Origin of the sequence: Mycobacterium timonense, from assembly GCF_025821985.1 — a bacterium.
Taxonomy (GTDB): Bacteria; Actinomycetota; Actinomycetes; order Mycobacteriales; family Mycobacteriaceae; genus Mycobacterium; species Mycobacterium avium.
Genome location: NZ_JACKSY010000023.1, coordinates 62,766 through 78,546, shown reverse-complemented (window position 1 = coordinate 78,546; position 15,781 = coordinate 62,766). Strand labels below are relative to the sequence as shown.

The following is a 15,781-nucleotide window of genomic DNA, read 5'->3' as shown; positions in this document are numbered from 1 at the left end:
CTCCCGAACTGCGGAGGCCCGAACCAACGGCTACGACAGAGTGTAGTAGATAGGCCCGGGCCTCCGCTACCGGCCGGCCTCAGCCGGCGAGGGTCTTGGACGCCTTGCGGATGCCGAACGAGGAGATGATCTCGAACACCCCGATGACCACGAACCACGCGCCCACCACAATCGCTAGCGTGACAATGGATTCGAACGGCGAGGCCAGCACGACGATGCCGGCCAGCAGGCTGATCACCCCGAGGAAGATGTTCCAGCCCCGGCCCGGCAGGTTCGGGTCGCTGACCGCCGAGATCGTAGTGGCCACGCCGCGGAAGATGAACCCGATACCAATCCAGATGGCCAGCAGCAGAATTGCGTAGCCCTGGCCGAAATGGCGGAACGCCAGCAGCGCCAGAATCAGCGAGGCGGCGCCGCTGATGAACAACAGGACCCGGCTTCCCGCCGAAACATGCAGCGAGAAGGCGAATACCACCTGCGCGATACCGGTGATGAGCAGATAGACGCCGAAGGCGACTGCGGCGACCAGGATGGAGATTCCCGGCCACACCAGCACCAGGACACCGAGGGCAAGCGACAGAATTCCCGACAGCAGAGCGGATTTCCACAGATGCGGCAGCAAGCTTGGAACAGGGGAGCCAGGGGACATAGTCATGGCCGCAGTCTGGCACAAACGCTGGCCGTGGTACAGGGACTTTGGTCAGACGTGCGCGGTGTGCGGTTGCTCGGCAACCAGATCGGTGGGCGCTTCGGCCGGCTTGCGGCCGATCAGATACCAGGTGCGCATCACACCCTTGCCCTTGACCTCGATGCGGCCGCGTTCCTGCAGCACGAATTCGGACGCGAGCCGCTCGTACATCGTCTCGGGTACCTGGATGCGGCCCACCGAGTCGGTGGATTCCATCCGTGACGCCACGTTGACCGCGTCGCCCCACACGTCGTAGAAGAACCGGCGCGAGCCCACCACACCCGCGACCACCGGTCCACAGGCCATCCCCACCCGCAGCGGCACCGGTCGGCCGTACGGATCCTTCAGTGCCGCAGCAACTTTGACCATGTCGAGGGCGAAGTCGGCGAGAGCGGTGGCGTGGTCCGGCCGGACCCGCGGCACGCCGCTGACCACCATGTAGGAGTCGCCGCTGACCTTGATCTTCTCCAGGCCGTGTTTGTCCACCAACTCGTCGAAGGCGATGTAGAGCCGGTTCAGGAACCGCACCAGGTCGGCCGGGGCGGTACCGCTGGCGCGTTCGGTGAACCCGACGATGTCGGCGAACAACACCGAGGCGTCGTCGTATTTGTCGGCGATGATGTCGCCGTCGGAGTGCTTCAGCCGCTCGGCGATGCTGCCCGGCAACATGTTGGCCAGCAGCGCTTCTGAGCGTTGGTACTCCGACTCCATCACCGCCTCGGCGCGCTGGGTGTCGCGCAGCGCGAACCACACCGCGACGAAGACCATGATGCAGGCCGAGACGATGGTCACCACGAAGGACATCGACTGCGCCCAGGCCGGCTGCAGCCCGGTGTCTCGGGGAAAGGCGAACTCGACGGCGATCACTAGCCCGGCACCGATCGCGGCCAGGACGGCCGCGAGCACGGTGTGTTCGATGCCCATCACCAGCAGCACCAGGCAGGCGCCCACCAGGAAGAAGTACTGCCCGCCCGATGCCGTGCCGACGTCCCAGCAGCTGACGAAGACGGTGACGTAGGCCGCGCCGAGGAAGGTCAGCGGGGCGACCAGGTCACCGAACCGGTGCAGCCACGGGACGATCGCGAAAATCAACGCGGCGACGACGTTGAGCGAAACGATCTGCCAGGTCCACGCCCCGGTGACCACTTGCAGAAGGATGAAGTCGGCGCAGACCAGCACGGCCAGCCACGCGGCAATGGCAAGCACGCGGGACTGGCGCGCGGCGCTGTCGGCGTAGTGCTGGTTGCGGGCACGCGACTGGGCCCGCGCCGCGGCTACACAGTCCGGGCGCTTCGACGAGCCGGTTGGCCATAACGGTGCGGCACCACAACTCTTGGCCGCCACGCAGCAAGCCTAACCGCTGAGCAGGCAATCTTGTCGACTGTCGGACGAATATCGCCGTTTTCGCCCCCGTAAGTTTCCCAAGTCTGATACGACTTTCGTTATCGGGTTGTAATCGGGTTTGCGCGTCATTCGTTTGGGTTATCTGACACATGTTCGACGGCTGTGTCGGACGTGCGTTCGCCTCGACCAAGGGGTGCCTGATGGCGGGTCTAAAAAGATTCGTTTTTGCGTTAATCCTTGTTCTCACCGCGGTGCTGATGGGCGGCTGCAGCGCCGCGTGCGGTCAGCCGAGTTGGCTGCTTCGGGTGGCCGGCGATTCGATCGGCAACGATACGCCGGGGCTGAATGTGTCTGCGGCAAACCAGGTTTGCGTCACCGGTTCTATCGGCGGCTGACTCGACCGCCCGTCTCGATCGGTGCCCACCACTGGGCTGCGACCGCGCTGTCGAGGGGTCTGCGCGCCAGCCCGGCCGGTGTTTTCGAGGGTCCCGGCGAAAGGATTTGATGAATTCATTTGTCGCGCCTCAGCTATTTCGCCGGAATGCGACAAATTCGAGCTTTTGGTGGCGCCAGGTTTAAAAATTGCGCTGATTTCATACCCATGGTCGGTATTTGGCTGATTTCGCAGACCGTGGGATCGGATGAATGCAAATTCCGGACGCGGCGGACCGGCGGCGTGCGGCGGGTAGCGGTGGTGCCCTCGGTGAGATTCGAACTCACACTGTACGGGTTTTGAATCCGTTTCCTCTGCCAGTTGGGATACGAGGGCTTATCGGCCTACCACCTTAGAGGATTTGGTGTCCTCACCCGTCACACCGCCCCCGCGCTCGCTGGTCTGAGGCGTTCACGACACAATGTCCGTCATGACAGGCCCCACGACCGACACCGACGCTGCTGTGCCGCGCCGGGTCCTGATCGCTGAAGACGAAGCGCTCATTCGACTGGATCTCGCCGAGATGCTCCGGGAGGAGGGGTACGAGATCGTCGGGGAGGCCGGCGACGGGCAGGAAGCCGTCGAGCTCGCCGAGCGCCATCGCCCGGACCTGGTGATCATGGACGTCAAGATGCCGCGCCGCGACGGGATCGACGCGGCCTCCGAGATCGCCAGCAAGCGCATCGCGCCGATCGTCGTGCTGACCGCGTTCAGTCAGCGCGATCTGGTGGAGCGCGCCCGCGATGCCGGGGCGATGGCCTACCTGGTCAAGCCGTTCACCATCAGCGATCTGATCCCGGCGATCGAATTGGCCGTCAGCCGGTTCAGCGAGATCGCCGAGCTGGAACGCGAGGTCGCCACGCTGTCCGAGCGGCTGGAGACCCGCAAGCTGGTGGAGCGGGCCAAGGGCCTGCTGCAGACCGAGCAGGGCATGACCGAACCCGAGGCGTTCAAGTGGATCCAGCGTGCCGCGATGGACCGGCGGACCACGATGAAGCGGGTGGCCGAGGTGGTGCTGGAGACGCTGGGCACGCCCAAGGAGTAGCCCGCCGCCGTCGAGTGTGAATCGTTGGCGTTGAGTGTGCATCGTTGGCGACGACACGCCGAGGGGGCTCGCCCAGGCTTCACACTCGAAGCCCAGGCCGCCGGCAATCCCTATCGCGCTACGATCACCGACGAGCCGTGGCCGAACAGGCCCTGGTTGGCGGTGATGCCGACCGTGGCGTTCTCCACCTGCCGGCCGGTGGCCTGACCCCGCAGTTGCCAGGTCAGCTCGCAGACCTGAGCGATCGCCTGCGCGGGAATGGCCTCGCCGAAACAGGCCAGCCCGCCGGACGGGTTGACCGGCACCCGGCCGCCGAGGGTGGTGGCGCCGCTGCGCAGCAGCGCCTCGGCCTCACCCTTGGGGCACAGGCCCAGGTGCTCGTACCAGTCGAGCTCCAGCGCGGTGGACAGGTCGTACACCTCGGCCAGGCTCAGGTCCTCGGGCGCGACACCGGCCTCGGCGTAGGCCGCGTCGATGATCTGGTCCTTGAACACCCGATCCGGCGCGGGCACCGCGGCCGTGGAATCCGTTGCGATATCCGGTAATTCGGGCAGATGCTGCGGGTAGCGCGGAGTCACCGTGCTGACCGCGCGCACCGACGGCACACCGGCCAGCGAGCCGAGGTGTTCGCGGGCGAACTTCGCGCTGGCCACGACCAGCGCGGCCGCGCCGTCGGAGGTGGCGCAGATGTCCAGCAGCCGCAGCGGGTCGGCCACCACCGCACTGGCCAGCACGTCCTCGACGGACACCTCCTTGCGGTAGCGGGCATTCGGGTTCTGCAGGCCGTGGCGCGAGTTCTTCACCTTCACCTGGGCGAAGTCCTCGAGTGTGGCGCCGTAGAGGTCCATCCGCCGCCGCGCCAGCAGCGCGAAGTAGACCGGGTTGGTGGCGCCGATCAGGTGGAACCGCTGCCAGTCGGGATCGTTCTTGCGCTCACCGCCGACCGGGGCGAAGAAGCCCTTGGGCGTGGTGTCGGCGCCGATCACCAGGGCCACATCGCAGAAGCCCGCGAGGATTTGTGCCCGGGCGCTCTGCAGCGCCTGCGACCCGCTGGCGCACGCGGCGTAGCTGGAGCTGACCGGCACGCCGTTCCATCCCAGCTTCTGGGCGAACGTCGCGCCCGCGACGAATCCCGGGTAGCCGTTGCGGATGGTGTCGGCGCCGGCCACCAACTGGATCTGACGCCAGTCCAGGCCGGCTTCGGCCAGAGCCGCGCGCGCCGCCGCCACGCCGTACTCGGTGAAATCGTTGCCCCACTTGCCCCAGGGGTGCATGCCCGCCCCGAGGATGTAGAGCGGTTCGGGCGGGGTGCTCGGGGTTGTCATGCGCGCCTCCACGCGTGCACCATGCGCTGCACGCCGTCGTCGTCGGTGTACAGCGGCATCGTGGTCAGCTCCATCTCCATGCCGACCTTCAAGTCGGCGGCCAGCGTGCCCTCGACCACCTTGCCCAGCACGATCAGACCCTCCTTCGCCAACTCCACGGCGGCGACGGCGAACGGCTCGAACGGGTCCGGGGACGGGTAGGGCGGGGGCGGGGCATAGCGGTTCTCGGTGTAGCTCCACAGCGTTCCCCGCCTGGACAGCGGAGTCGATTCCAGCGCGTCGCCGTCGCAACCCGGATTGGGGCAGTTGTTCTCCCGGGGCGGGAAGACGTAGGTGCCGCACTGGGGGCATTTGCTGCCGATCAGGTGCGGGGCGCCGGCCTCGTCGGTGGCGAACCATCCCTCGACCGCCGGTTGTTGTCGGATGACTTCGGGCACCGGGTCAGCGTACCCAGCGGCAGCACAAAACTGAAACGTGTTGCAGTTCTGCCGGCGGCGCGGTCGCGGGGCGGAACTCGTCGTAGTGGGTGCCTAAAGTGAGAGCCGTGCCCGCCACGAAAGCCGCGACGAAAACCGCCACCAAAACCGCCGCCGGGGCCGGCGAGGAACAAAACCGGCCGACACTGATGCTGCTGGACGGCAACTCGCTGGCGTTCCGGGCGTTCTATGCGCTGCCCGCCGAGAACTTCAAGACCCGCGGCGGGCTGACCACCAACGCGGTCTACGGCTTCACCGCGATGCTGATCAACCTGCTGCGCGACGAGGCCCCGACCCACATCGCCGCGGCCTTCGACGTGTCCCGGCAGACCTTCCGCTCCGATCGCTACCCGGAATACAAGGCCAACCGCTCGGCGACCCCAGACGAGTTCCACGGCCAGATCGACATCACCAAGGAAGTCCTGGCGGCGCTGGGCATCACGGTGCTCGCCGAGCCGGGATTCGAGGCCGACGACCTGATCGCCACCCTGGCCACCCAGGCCGAGAACGAGGGCTACCGGGTGCTGGTGGTCACCGGGGACCGCGACTCGCTGCAGTTGGTCAGCGACAATGTGACGGTGCTCTACCCGCGCAAGGGCGTCAGCGAGCTGACCCGCTTCACCCCCGAGGCGGTCGTCGAAAAATACGGGCTGACCCCCCAGCAGTACCCCGACTTCGCCGCCCTGCGCGGCGACCCCAGCGACAACCTGCCCGGCATTCCCGGTGTGGGGGAGAAGACCGCCTCCAAGTGGATCGCCGAATACGGGTCGCTGCAGGCGCTGGTCGACAACGTCGACTCGGTACGCGGCAAGGTCGGCGACGCGCTGCGCGAACACCTGGCCAGCGTGATCCGCAACCGCGAGCTGACCGATCTGATCAAGGACGTGCCGCTGGCCCAGACGCCCGACACGCTGCGGCTGCAGCCCTGGGACCGCGACCAGATCCACCGGCTCTTCGACGACCTGGAGTTCCGGGTGCTGCGCGACCGGCTGTTCGAAACCCTGGCCGCCGTGGAGCCCGAGGTCGACGAGGGTTTCGACGTGCGCGGCGGCGCGCTGGAAGCCGGCGAACTGGCGGTGTGGTTGGCCGAGCACAGCTCCGGCAAGCGCTTCGGGCTGGCCGTCGCCGGCACCCACCTGGCCTACGACGCCGACTGCACCGCGCTGGCCATCGTCTCCGCCGACGGCGAGGGCCGCTACATCGACACCTCGGCGCTGGATCCCGACGACGAAGCCGCGCTGGCGTCCTGGCTGGCCGACCCCGGTCCGCCCAAGGCGCTGCACGAGGCCAAGCTGGCGATGCACGACCTGGCCGGGCGGGGCTGGACGCTGGCCGGCGTCACCTCCGACACCGCGCTGGCCGCCTACCTGGTGCGGCCCGGTCAGCGCAGCTTCTCCCTCGACGATCTCGCGCTGCGCTATCTGCGCCGCGAGCTGCGCGCGGAAAACCCTCAGCAGCAACAGCTTTCGCTGCTGGATGACACCGACGGCACCGACGACCAGGCGGTGCAGACGCTGATCCTGCGGGCGGTGGCGGTGCTGGATCTGGCCGACGCGCTCGACGAGGAACTGGCCCGCATCAACTCCACCTCGCTGTTGAGCGGCATGGAGCTGCCGGTGCAGCGGGTGCTCGCCGGAATGGAAAAGGCCGGTATCGCAGTCGATTTGGACTTGCTCAGCGAGTTGCAGAGCGATTTCGCCCACCAGATCCGCGACGCGGCAGAGGCGGCGTACGCGGTGATCGGCAAGCAGATCAACCTCGGCTCGCCAAAACAGTTGCAGGCGGTGCTCTTTGACGAGCTTCAGATGCCGAAGACCAAACGCACCAAGACCGGCTACACCACCGACGCGGATGCCCTGCAGTCGCTGTTCGACAAGACCGGCCACCCGTTCCTGCAGCATCTGCTGGCCCACCGGGACGCCACCCGGCTCAAGGTCACCGTCGACGGGCTGCTCAACTCGGTGGCCTCCGACGGGCGCATCCACACCACCTTCAACCAAACCATCGCGGCGACGGGCCGATTGTCGTCGACCGAGCCGAACCTGCAGAACATTCCGATCCGCACCGAGGCGGGCCGGCGGATCCGCGACGCGTTCGTGGTCGGCGACGGTTACGCCGAGCTGATGACCGCCGACTACAGCCAGATCGAGATGCGGATCATGGCCCACCTGTCCCAGGACGCCGGGCTGATCGAAGCCTTCAACACGGGGGAGGACCTGCACTCGTTCGTGGCCTCCCGCGCCTTCGGGGTGCCCATCGAGGAGGTCACCGGCGAGCTGCGCCGCCGGGTCAAGGCCATGTCCTACGGGCTGGCCTACGGGCTGAGCGCCTACGGGCTGTCGCAACAGCTCAAGATCTCCACCGAGGAGGCCAAGGAGCAGATGGACGCCTACTTCGCCCGGTTCGGCGGGGTGCGCGACTACCTGCACGCCGTCGTCGAACAGGCCCGCAAGGACGGCTACACCTCGACGGTGCTGGGCCGCCGCCGGTACCTGCCCGAGCTCGACAGCAGCAACCGGCAGGTGCGCGAAGCCGCCGAGCGGGCGGCGCTGAATGCGCCCATCCAGGGCAGCGCCGCCGACATCATCAAGGTGGCCATGATCGAGGTCGACAAGGCGATCAAGGAGGCGGGCCTGCAGTCGCGGATCCTGCTGCAGGTGCACGACGAGCTGCTCTTCGAGGTCGCGGCCGGCGAGCGGGAGCAGCTGGAAGCGCTGGCCCGCGACAAGATGGGCGGCGCCTACCCGCTCGACGTCCCGCTGGAGGTGTCCGTGGGCTACGGCCGCAGCTGGGACGCTGCGGCGCATTGAGGACCACCGCCCATGCCTGCGGCGAGACGCCGTCGCGGTCGCCCGGCCGGTTCCCGGGTCGATCCCGACGAGCGGCGCACCGCGCTTCTCGACGCCGCCGAGCGGGCCATCCGGGCCAAGGGCCCGTCCGCCGGGCTGGTCGACATCGCCGGTGAGGCGGGCTTCGTCCGGTCGGCGGTCTACGCCATGTATCCCGGGCGGGACGCGCTGCTGGCCGAGCTGAGCCGGCGCACCGCGCAGCGGCTGCTCGGCGAAATCACCACGCGCGCAGCGGGTTCCACCGATCTACGGCAGCGGATGGCGCTGTTCTTCGACGTGATCAGCGCGTGGATGCAGGCCGAGCCCAACCTGTACCGGGCGCTGACCGGCGAACCGTCCACCAGCGTCTTCGAACAACTGGCCGGGGCGGTCGAACAGATGCTCACGACCTCCTCGGGGTCGGAGCAGGCCCGCCGGGCGGCCGCGCCGTGGTCGCGGGCCATCGTCGGGTCGGCGGTGTCGGCCGCCGAATGGTGGTGCCGCGCCGGCACCATGCCCCGCGCCGAGCTCGTCGAACACCTGACCGCGCTGTGCTGGGACGGCGGCGCGGCGCTGCCGTTCAACGCCGACGACATCAGAACCATTGACAGCGGACCCCATTAATAAACACACTGTCTTTTATGGTTCTGGCAGACGTGCAAGCGCCGTCGCGCTACTGGGAAAACATCGTCGGCGAAACCGACCTCGACGTCACCGACATCACCGGCACCTTGCCCGACGGCCTCGTCGGCACCCTGTACCGCAACGGCTCGGGCCGCTGGACAGTGGGATCGACGCAGGTCGAGAGCATTTTCGACGCCGACGGGATGGTCAGCGCGTTCGTGCTCGACGGGTCCGGGGTGCGGTTCCGCAACCGGTTCGTCCGCACCCGCCACTACCTGAGGTCGACCGCTGCGGGGCGGCTGGTCGACCGCGGGTTCGCCTACCAGCGACCCGGCGGCCCGCGGGCCAATGCGCTGCGGCTGCCGGCCAACACCGCCAACACCAGCGTCATGGTCAACCGCAACCAGCTGCTGGCGCTGTGGGAGGGCGGGCCACCGCACGAACTCGACCTCGACACGCTGGACACCATCGGGCCGTGCAACCTGGGCGGGGCGCTGCGGGGTCCGGTGCGCGCCTATTCGGCGCACTACCGCTACGACCCGATGACCAACACCAAGGTCAACTTCGGCTTCGACCCGTACGTCCCGCGCATCGACCCCGGCCATGCGCTGCGCGGTCCCCGGCGGCTGCGGCGGCTGCGGGAGCTGGCCGCCGAGGCGGTGCCCCGGGTGCGGCTGCGCCTGTATGAGACCGGCGCCGACGGGGTGACGCGATACCTGCGCGCGGTGCCGTTGCCGGGCATGGGCGTGGTGCACGACATGGCGTTGACCACGCGCTACGCCGTCTTCGTGCTGTCCCCGCTGCGGATCAACCCGTGGGCGTTGACCGGCCGCCAATCTTATTGGGAATCCATACGTTTCAAGCCGGACGCGCCGTCGTATTTCGTGCTCGCCCCACGCGACGGCGGGGCGGTCCGGGTGGTCGAGACCGACCCGTTCTATCACTGGCATTTCACCAACGCCTACGACGACGGCGACGACGTCGTCGTCGAACTGCCGCGGTTCGCGCCGCAGACCTACGCCGGCATGAAGAACTACACCGCGCACATCCGCTCGGACATCGCGCAGGTCGACGACTACGGAGCCATCGAGGACGCCGTGGTGCTCACCCGGTTCCGGATCGCGGCGTCGGGCCGGGTGACCCGCGAGCCACTGGCCGATTTCGGCTGCGAATTCCCCCAGATCGACCCCCGCCGCGGCACCATGCGCCACCACGTCTCCTACCTGACCGTCCAGGACCCGGCCAAGTTCCCCGGACAAGGGATAGCCCGCGTCGACCACCGCACCGGCGAGGCGCAAACGTACTGCCCACCCGGGCACGTGTTGGTGGAGCCGATCTTCGTGCCGCGGCCCGGCGGCACCGCCGAGGACGACGGGTGGCTGCTCACCGTCGGCTATGACGAATCGCGGCATCGCAGCAGGTTGATGGTGGTGGACGCGGCGCACGTGGCCGACGGGCCGGTCGCGGAGGCGTGGCTGCAGTTTCATGTCCCGATGAGCTATCACGGCACCTTCACCACCCGGGTGGCGCAGCGGACCGGGTGACGCGGCGGGTCCGGGTTTGGCCAGCTTGCGCACAGTCGAGTAGCCTCGACAGGTAAATCCCAATTGTCCCTACGACCAAACCTGTCCGGAGCAACCCAACAACATGCCGAGTCCCGCCGTCACCTCGCCCCAAGTAGCCGTCAACGACATTGGCTCCAGCGAGGACTTTCTCGCCGCAATCGACAAAACGATCAAGTACTTCAACGATGGCGACATCGTCGAGGGCACGATCGTCAAAGTGGACCGGGACGAGGTGCTCCTCGACATCGGCTACAAGACCGAAGGGGTCATCCCCGCCCGCGAGCTCTCCATCAAGCACGACGTCGACCCCAACGAGGTCGTTTCCGTGGGAGACGAGGTGGAAGCCCTGGTCCTCACCAAGGAGGACAAAGAGGGCCGCCTGATCCTGTCCAAGAAGCGCGCTCAGTACGAGCGCGCCTGGGGCACCATCGAGGCGCTCAAGGAGAAGGACGAGGCCGTCAAGGGCACCGTCATCGAGGTGGTCAAGGGTGGCCTGATCCTCGACATCGGCCTGCGCGGCTTCCTGCCCGCCTCGCTGGTCGAGATGCGCCGGGTCCGCGATCTGCAGCCCTACATCGGCAAGGAGATCGAGGCCAAGATCATCGAGCTGGACAAGAACCGCAACAACGTGGTGCTGAGCCGCCGCGCCTGGCTGGAGCAGACCCAGTCCGAGGTGCGCAGCGAGTTCCTCAACCAGCTGCAGAAGGGCGCCATCCGCAAGGGTGTGGTCTCCTCCATCGTTAACTTCGGCGCGTTCGTCGACCTGGGCGGTGTGGACGGCCTGGTGCACGTCTCCGAGCTCTCCTGGAAGCACATCGACCACCCGTCCGAGGTGGTGCAGGTGGGCGACGAGGTCACCGTCGAGGTGCTCGACGTCGACATGGACCGCGAGCGGGTTTCGTTGTCGCTCAAGGCAACTCAGGAAGACCCGTGGCGCCACTTCGCCCGCACCCACGCCATCGGCCAGATCGTGCCCGGCAAGGTCACCAAGCTGGTTCCGTTCGGCGCGTTCGTGCGCGTCGAGGAGGGCATCGAGGGTCTGGTGCACATCTCCGAGCTGGCCGAGCGCCACGTCGAGGTGCCCGACCAGGTGGTCGCGGTCGGCGACGACGCGATGGTCAAGGTCATCGACATTGACCTGGAGCGGCGCCGGATCTCGTTGAGCCTCAAGCAGGCCAACGAGGACTACACCGAGGAGTTCGACCCCGCCAAGTACGGCATGGCCGACTCCTACGACGAGCAGGGCAACTACATCTTCCCCGAGGGATTCGACCCCGAAACCAACGAATGGCTCGAGGGATTCGAGAAGCAGCGCGCCGAGTGGGAGGCCCGCTACGCCGAGGCCGAGCGCCGGCACAAGATGCACACCGCGCAGATGGAGAAGTTCGCCGCGGCCGAGGCGGCCGGGCACGCCGGCGGCGAGCAGTCGCCCGGCAACGGCGCACCGGCGGAGAAGGCGGGCGGTTCGCTGGCCAGCGACGCCCAACTGGCCGCGCTGCGGGAAAAGCTCGCCGGCAACGCCTGATTCAGCTCGCTGATGCTGCGCATCGGGTTGACCGGCGGCATCGGCGCCGGCAAGTCGGCGCTGTCCTCCGCGTTCGCGCAGTGCGGTGCGGTCATCGTCGACGGTGACGTCATCGCCCGTGAGGTGGTCCGGCCCGGTACCGAGGGCCTGGCGGCGCTGGTCGAGGCGTTCGGACGCGACATCCTGCTCGCGGACGGATCGCTGGACCGGCCGGCGTTGGCGGCCAAGGCTTTCGCCGACGACGCCGCTCGTCAGACGCTCAACGGGATCGTGCATCCGCTGGTGGGTGCGCGCCGCGCCGAGATAATCGCGTCGGTGCCCGCGGATTCCGTTGTGGTCGAGGACATTCCGCTGCTGGTGGAATCCGGTATGGCGCCGCTGTTCCCGCTCGTCGTCATCGTGTACGCCGATGTCGAGGTGCGGCTGCGGCGGCTGGTCGAGCAGCGCGGCATGGCCGAAGCCGACGCCCGCGCCCGGATCGCCGCTCAGGCCAGCGACGAGCAGCGCCGCGCCGTCGCCGACATCTGGCTGGACAACTCGGGCAGCCCGGCGGAGTTGGTGCAACGGGCCCAGCAGGTGTGGAACGAGCGCATCGTGCCGTTCGCCCACAACCTGAGCACGCGTCAGATCGCCCGGGCGCCGGTGCGGTTGGTGCCGCCCGATCCCGAGTGGCCGGCCCAGGCGCAGCGAATCGTCAACCGGCTCAAGACCGCATCCGGCCATCGGGCGCTGCGCGTCGACCACGTCGGCTCCACGGCGTTGCCCGGGGATCCGGATTTCGCGGCCAAGGACGTCATCGACATCCAGATCACCGTGGAATCCCTGGCCGCCGCCGACGAACTCGTCGAACCGTTGCTGGCCGCCGGATACCCTCGCCTCGAACACATCACCGCCGACGTCGCCAAGCCCGACGCCCGCAGCACCGTCGAGCGCTACGATCACACCGACGATCCGGCCTTGTGGCACAAGCGGATTCACGCCTCGGCGGACCCGGGCCGGCCCACCAACGTGCACATCCGGGTGGACGGCTGGCCCGGCCAGCAGTTCGCCCTGCTGTTCGTGGACTGGTTGACCGCCGACCCCGATGCTCGGGCGGACTATCTGGCCGTCAAGCGCAGCGCCGAACAGCAGGCCGACGGTGACATCGACGCCTACGTCGCCGTCAAGGAGCCGTGGTTTCGCGACGCCTACCGGCGGGCCTGGGATTGGGCCGACTCGACGGGCTGGAAACCCTAGCCGCGGGGCCTCAGGGCAGCGGTGCGCCGCACTGCAGGGCCCCGTTCATGGGGTCGGTGTTGCCCGGCGCCGGCCTGACCATCTGATCGGTCTGCACGAAAACGTCGTCGTCCACGTCGATTTCGCAGTGCACGTTCGCCGCGTAGGGGAAGTGCAGCACGATGCGCATCCCGGCCTGCTGCGGGTCGGGCAGCACCGTGTCGGCCTCGAAGGCGTTGCCGGGCATCGAACTCAGCGCGGCGGTGTTGGTCTGGCCGCCGTTGGTCACGAAGGTGGCCTGACTGCCGGTGGTGACGGCGTCAATCCTGGCCCGGTAGGTGATGTTGTGCAGATCCGCCCGTGCCGGTGCCGGACTTAGCTGGGAGCCGGCCGCGATGATGATCAGGGCGGCGATCGGCATCAACCTGTGGTTGCTGGCGCTCATGCGCCGAGATTACCCGGGCTGACAGCGCGGGCACCACAGGGTGGTCCGGCCGCCCACCCGGGCGTGGTCCAGGCGGCCGCCGCAGCGGGGGCAGTGCGGGTCGGGCGCGTCGCGGGCGCCGGTGAGCCAGCGCGGCAGGCCCGGCACCCGGCCATGCCGCACCGCGGTGCGCAGCACCTGCGTCATCGCGCGGTGCAGCGCCTTCACCTCGTCGTCATCCAGGTCCGCGACCGCGCGGGTGGGGCGGATCCGGGCCCGCCAGCAGATCTCGTCGACCAGCAGGTTGCCCAGCCCGGCGAGCACCGACTGTTCCATCAGCGCGGATTTGAGCTGCCGCCTCCGGGCCGAGCGCGCCGTCAGCGCGTCGCGGAAATCGCGCAGGCCAAGACCCAGCGAGTCGGGGCCTTGCCGGCCGGTGATGGGCACCAGATCGTCGGGATCGTCGGCCAGCCACACTCCCCGCAATTTGCGAAGATCGGTGTAGCGCAGTTCGCCCTGGTCCAGCGACACCACGAGGCGCTGGTAGCGGTCCTCGGCGGCACCGTCGGCGCAATAGTAGGGGCGGCCGGTCATTCCGCTGTGGATCAGCAGCGTCGGGCCGTCGGTGGGCAGTACCAGCCACTTGCCGTGTCGTCGCGGGCCGGCGAACCGCCGCCCGGTCAGCCGGCGGGCCAGCGTCGTCGCGGTGGTGTTGCGCAGGATCCCGGGATCGTGCACCTTCACCCGCCGGACGCGTCGCCCCGGCAACGCGTCGGCCAGTTGCCGCCGGAATCCCTCCACGTCGGGCAGTTCCGGCATCAGCGCGTCTCCCGGATCACCTCGGTGGGATCCTTGTCGGTGCGGATGCCGAGATAGCGGGGGTGACGTAGCTTTCCGTCGCGGGTCCACTCGGTGAACCCGATCTGGACCACAAGCTCCGGGCGCACCCAGTGCGCGCCGGCCTCGGGCACCAAACTCCGGGTGAACGGCGTTGTGTCGCAAGCGATCCCGGACAGCAGCTGGTGCAAGCGGTGTAGCGTCGCCTCGTCGAAACCGGTGCCCACCTTGCCGGCGTAGCGCAACTGGTCCCCCTGGTAGTAGCCCAGCAGCAGGGCGCCCAACTCGAGCCGCTTGCCCTTGGGGCTGGTGTAGCCGCCGACCACGAATTCCTGGTCGCGCACGCATTTGAACTTCAACCAGTTCTCCGAGCGGCGGCCGTCATAGGCCGATTCGGCCCGCTTGGCGATCACACCCTCGTCACCACGACCGCACGCCGCCCGGTACGCGGCCATCCCGTCCCCGACCCGGTGCGGTGCATAGCGCAGCGGATCGGTGAAGTCGATTGCCTTGCGCAGCAATCTCTTACGCCAGATCAGCGGCACCGCGACGGTCGACTTGCCGTCGAGATGCAGCAGGTCGAACACGTAGTAGTAGATACGCACCGACGATGCCCGGGCCACGTCGGGGTCGGTGATGCCCAGCCGGCCCTGCAACCGGGCGAAGCTGGTGCGGCGGCCCTCGAACGCCACCACCTCGCCGTCCAGCACGAAGCGCGTCTCGCGCTGCGCGGCCAGCGCCTCCACCAATTCCGGGTAGGTCCCGTTGAGCGGCTTGCGGTTTCGCGACAGCAGCCGGACCCGGTCGCCGTCGCGGAAGGCCAGGCAGCGCATGCCGTCGAACTTGCGCTCGAAGATCCAGTGCGGGTCGGAGAATCGCTGCTCGGTGAGGGTGGCCAGCGTGGGCGAGCACCACTGGGGCACGGGCTCGTCGCGCAGCGCGGCACGCACGGAATCGGGCAGCGCGGCGAAGTCGGTCACGGCGCCGGCTCCGGCGCCGCGGCGCGTCCCCGCCAGGTCAGTTCCATGCCGATCTCGCTCAGCCACCGGGTCAAGTCATAGCCGTTGCGGGCCAGCCCGTCGACGGCGGCCACCGCACGTTGGATCGCCCGTTCGGCGACCTCCGGGGTGAGCAGGCCGTGCCGGAGGGCATCGAGCAACTCGTCGACATCGGTCAGCTCGGCGCGGATGCCGGTGCGGACCTCGATGTCCAGGTAGTGGTCCTCCGAACGCCACACCGTGGGCCCGGGCAGGTAGTCGCCCACGTCCAGGTAGTAGTCGTGATCGCGTTCGTGCCCAGGATTGAAGTGAAAAACCGTGGCGCGCAAGCCCAACGACGGCAGCAGCCACGACTCGAGGTAATGGAACTGGACGCGGCCGGGGGTGGGGCGGGCAAGGTACAGGCCCCACGGCCGCACCGCATACTCGTCGACGGTCCGCACGATGCCCTTCG

At 68.2% G+C, this 15,781-nt stretch carries 15 protein-coding genes and 1 tRNA gene; 7 read left to right on the top strand and 9 right to left on the bottom strand.

Annotated elements, in window-relative coordinates; all coding sequences use genetic code 11:
- Positions 1–79: 79 nt before the first annotated feature.
- Both H7I87_RS07560 and H7I87_RS07555 read right to left on the bottom strand, forming a co-directional pair.
- The gene (locus H7I87_RS07560) at positions 80–673 is read right to left on the bottom strand and encodes an HdeD family acid-resistance protein (protein ID WP_010949157.1); all 594 of its coding nucleotides are present in this window, start codon (positions 671–673) and stop codon (positions 80–82) included.
- 27 nt (positions 674–700) lie between these two features.
- Positions 701–2,032, bottom strand: a complete 1,332-nt coding sequence (locus H7I87_RS07555) for an adenylate/guanylate cyclase domain-containing protein (protein ID WP_011725297.1) — start codon at positions 2,030–2,032, stop codon at positions 701–703.
- Between the two features lie 149 nt (positions 2,033–2,181).
- Between H7I87_RS07555 and H7I87_RS07550 the strand changes: the two genes are divergently transcribed.
- Entirely contained in the window at positions 2,182–2,427 is a 246-nt protein-coding gene (locus tag H7I87_RS07550; protein ID WP_080555747.1) for a hypothetical protein, read from the top strand.
- Positions 2,428–2,724: 297 nt separating this feature from the next.
- Here the strand turns inward: H7I87_RS07550 and H7I87_RS07545 are convergent.
- Positions 2,725–2,801, bottom strand: a tRNA-Leu gene (locus tag H7I87_RS07545).
- Positions 2,802–2,895: 94 nt separating this feature from the next.
- Here H7I87_RS07545 and H7I87_RS07540 point away from each other — a divergent pair.
- A complete protein-coding gene (locus H7I87_RS07540; RefSeq protein ID WP_009977356.1) occupies positions 2,896–3,510 on the top strand; it encodes an ANTAR domain-containing response regulator in 615 nt (204 codons plus the stop codon).
- A 110-nt stretch (positions 3,511–3,620) separates the two neighbouring features.
- Here H7I87_RS07540 and H7I87_RS07535 read toward each other — a convergent pair whose 3' ends face one another.
- Both H7I87_RS07535 and H7I87_RS07530 read right to left on the bottom strand, forming a co-directional pair.
- A complete protein-coding gene (locus H7I87_RS07535; RefSeq protein WP_003876232.1) occupies positions 3,621–4,835 on the bottom strand; it encodes a lipid-transfer protein in 1,215 nt (404 codons plus the stop codon).
- A complete protein-coding gene (locus H7I87_RS07530) occupies positions 4,832–5,272 on the bottom strand; it encodes a Zn-ribbon domain-containing OB-fold protein (RefSeq protein WP_003876233.1) in 441 nt (146 codons plus the stop codon). The genes H7I87_RS07535 and H7I87_RS07530 overlap by 4 nt, the downstream gene beginning before the upstream one ends.
- 188 nt (positions 5,273–5,460) lie before the next feature.
- Here H7I87_RS07530 and polA point away from each other — a divergent pair, with 188 nt between their 5' ends.
- From polA to coaE, 5 genes are all read left to right on the top strand, one after another.
- Positions 5,461–8,121: a DNA polymerase I gene (polA, locus tag H7I87_RS07525; RefSeq protein ID WP_042791613.1), complete on the top strand. Its 2,661-nt coding sequence runs from the start codon at positions 5,461–5,463 to the stop codon at positions 8,119–8,121.
- A 12-nt stretch (positions 8,122–8,133) separates the two neighbouring features.
- Positions 8,134–8,763: a TetR family transcriptional regulator gene (locus tag H7I87_RS07520; protein WP_011725294.1), complete on the top strand. Its 630-nt coding sequence runs from the start codon at positions 8,134–8,136 to the stop codon at positions 8,761–8,763.
- Between the two features lie 17 nt (positions 8,764–8,780).
- Positions 8,781–10,307 (top strand): carotenoid oxygenase family protein, encoded by a 1,527-nt coding sequence (locus H7I87_RS07515; protein ID WP_023861762.1) that lies wholly within the window; start codon positions 8,781–8,783, stop codon positions 10,305–10,307.
- Between the two features lie 103 nt (positions 10,308–10,410).
- The gene (gene rpsA / locus H7I87_RS07510) at positions 10,411–11,853 is read left to right on the top strand and encodes a 30S ribosomal protein S1 (RefSeq protein WP_003876237.1); all 1,443 of its coding nucleotides are present in this window, start codon (positions 10,411–10,413) and stop codon (positions 11,851–11,853) included.
- Positions 11,854–11,865: 12 nt separating this feature from the next.
- On the top strand, positions 11,866–13,089 hold the full coding sequence (gene coaE, locus H7I87_RS07505) for a dephospho-CoA kinase (protein WP_011725292.1): 1,224 nt from the start codon (positions 11,866–11,868) through the stop codon (positions 13,087–13,089).
- Positions 13,090–13,099: 10 nt separating this feature from the next.
- On the opposite strand, the gene H7I87_RS07500 is transcribed toward coaE, so the two are convergent.
- The 4 genes from H7I87_RS07500 to H7I87_RS07485 are packed head-to-tail and all read right to left on the bottom strand — an operon-like array spanning position 13,100 to position 15,770.
- Entirely contained in the window at positions 13,100–13,513 is a 414-nt protein-coding gene (locus tag H7I87_RS07500; protein WP_003876239.1) for a hypothetical protein, read from the bottom strand.
- A gap of 9 nt (positions 13,514–13,522) precedes the next feature.
- Entirely contained in the window at positions 13,523–14,311 is a 789-nt protein-coding gene (locus tag H7I87_RS07495) for an Fpg/Nei family DNA glycosylase (protein ID WP_011725291.1), read from the bottom strand.
- On the bottom strand, positions 14,311–15,309 hold the full coding sequence (gene ligD, locus H7I87_RS07490; RefSeq protein WP_011725290.1) for a non-homologous end-joining DNA ligase: 999 nt from the start codon (positions 15,307–15,309) through the stop codon (positions 14,311–14,313). The genes H7I87_RS07495 and ligD overlap by 1 nt, the downstream gene beginning before the upstream one ends.
- The gene (locus H7I87_RS07485; RefSeq protein WP_011725289.1) at positions 15,306–15,770 is read right to left on the bottom strand and encodes a ribonuclease FAU-1 family protein; all 465 of its coding nucleotides are present in this window, start codon (positions 15,768–15,770) and stop codon (positions 15,306–15,308) included. Before H7I87_RS07485 ends, ligD begins: the two co-directional genes overlap by 4 nt.
- Between the last annotated feature and the right edge of the window lie 11 nt (positions 15,771–15,781).

Coding starts and splice junctions, on each gene's coding strand:
- H7I87_RS07520 (WP_011725294.1), top strand. CDS start 8,134: ATGCCTGCGGCGAGACGCCGTCGCGGTCGCCCGGCCGGTTCCCGGGTC.
- H7I87_RS07550 (WP_080555747.1), top strand. CDS start 2,182: ATGTTCGACGGCTGTGTCGGACGTGCGTTCGCCTCGACCAAGGGGTGC.
- polA (WP_042791613.1), top strand. CDS start 5,461: ATGCTGCTGGACGGCAACTCGCTGGCGTTCCGGGCGTTCTATGCGCTG.
- H7I87_RS07495 (WP_011725291.1), bottom strand. CDS start 14,311: ATGCCGGAACTGCCCGACGTGGAGGGATTCCGGCGGCAACTGGCCGAC.
- coaE (WP_011725292.1), top strand. CDS start 11,866: ATGCTGCGCATCGGGTTGACCGGCGGCATCGGCGCCGGCAAGTCGGCG.
- H7I87_RS07515 (WP_023861762.1), top strand. CDS start 8,781: ATGGTTCTGGCAGACGTGCAAGCGCCGTCGCGCTACTGGGAAAACATC.
- H7I87_RS07535 (WP_003876232.1), bottom strand. CDS start 4,835: ATGACAACCCCGAGCACCCCGCCCGAACCGCTCTACATCCTCGGGGCG.
- H7I87_RS07500 (WP_003876239.1), bottom strand. CDS start 13,513: ATGAGCGCCAGCAACCACAGGTTGATGCCGATCGCCGCCCTGATCATC.
- rpsA (WP_003876237.1), top strand. CDS start 10,411: ATGCCGAGTCCCGCCGTCACCTCGCCCCAAGTAGCCGTCAACGACATT.
- H7I87_RS07540 (WP_009977356.1), top strand. CDS start 2,896: ATGACAGGCCCCACGACCGACACCGACGCTGCTGTGCCGCGCCGGGTC.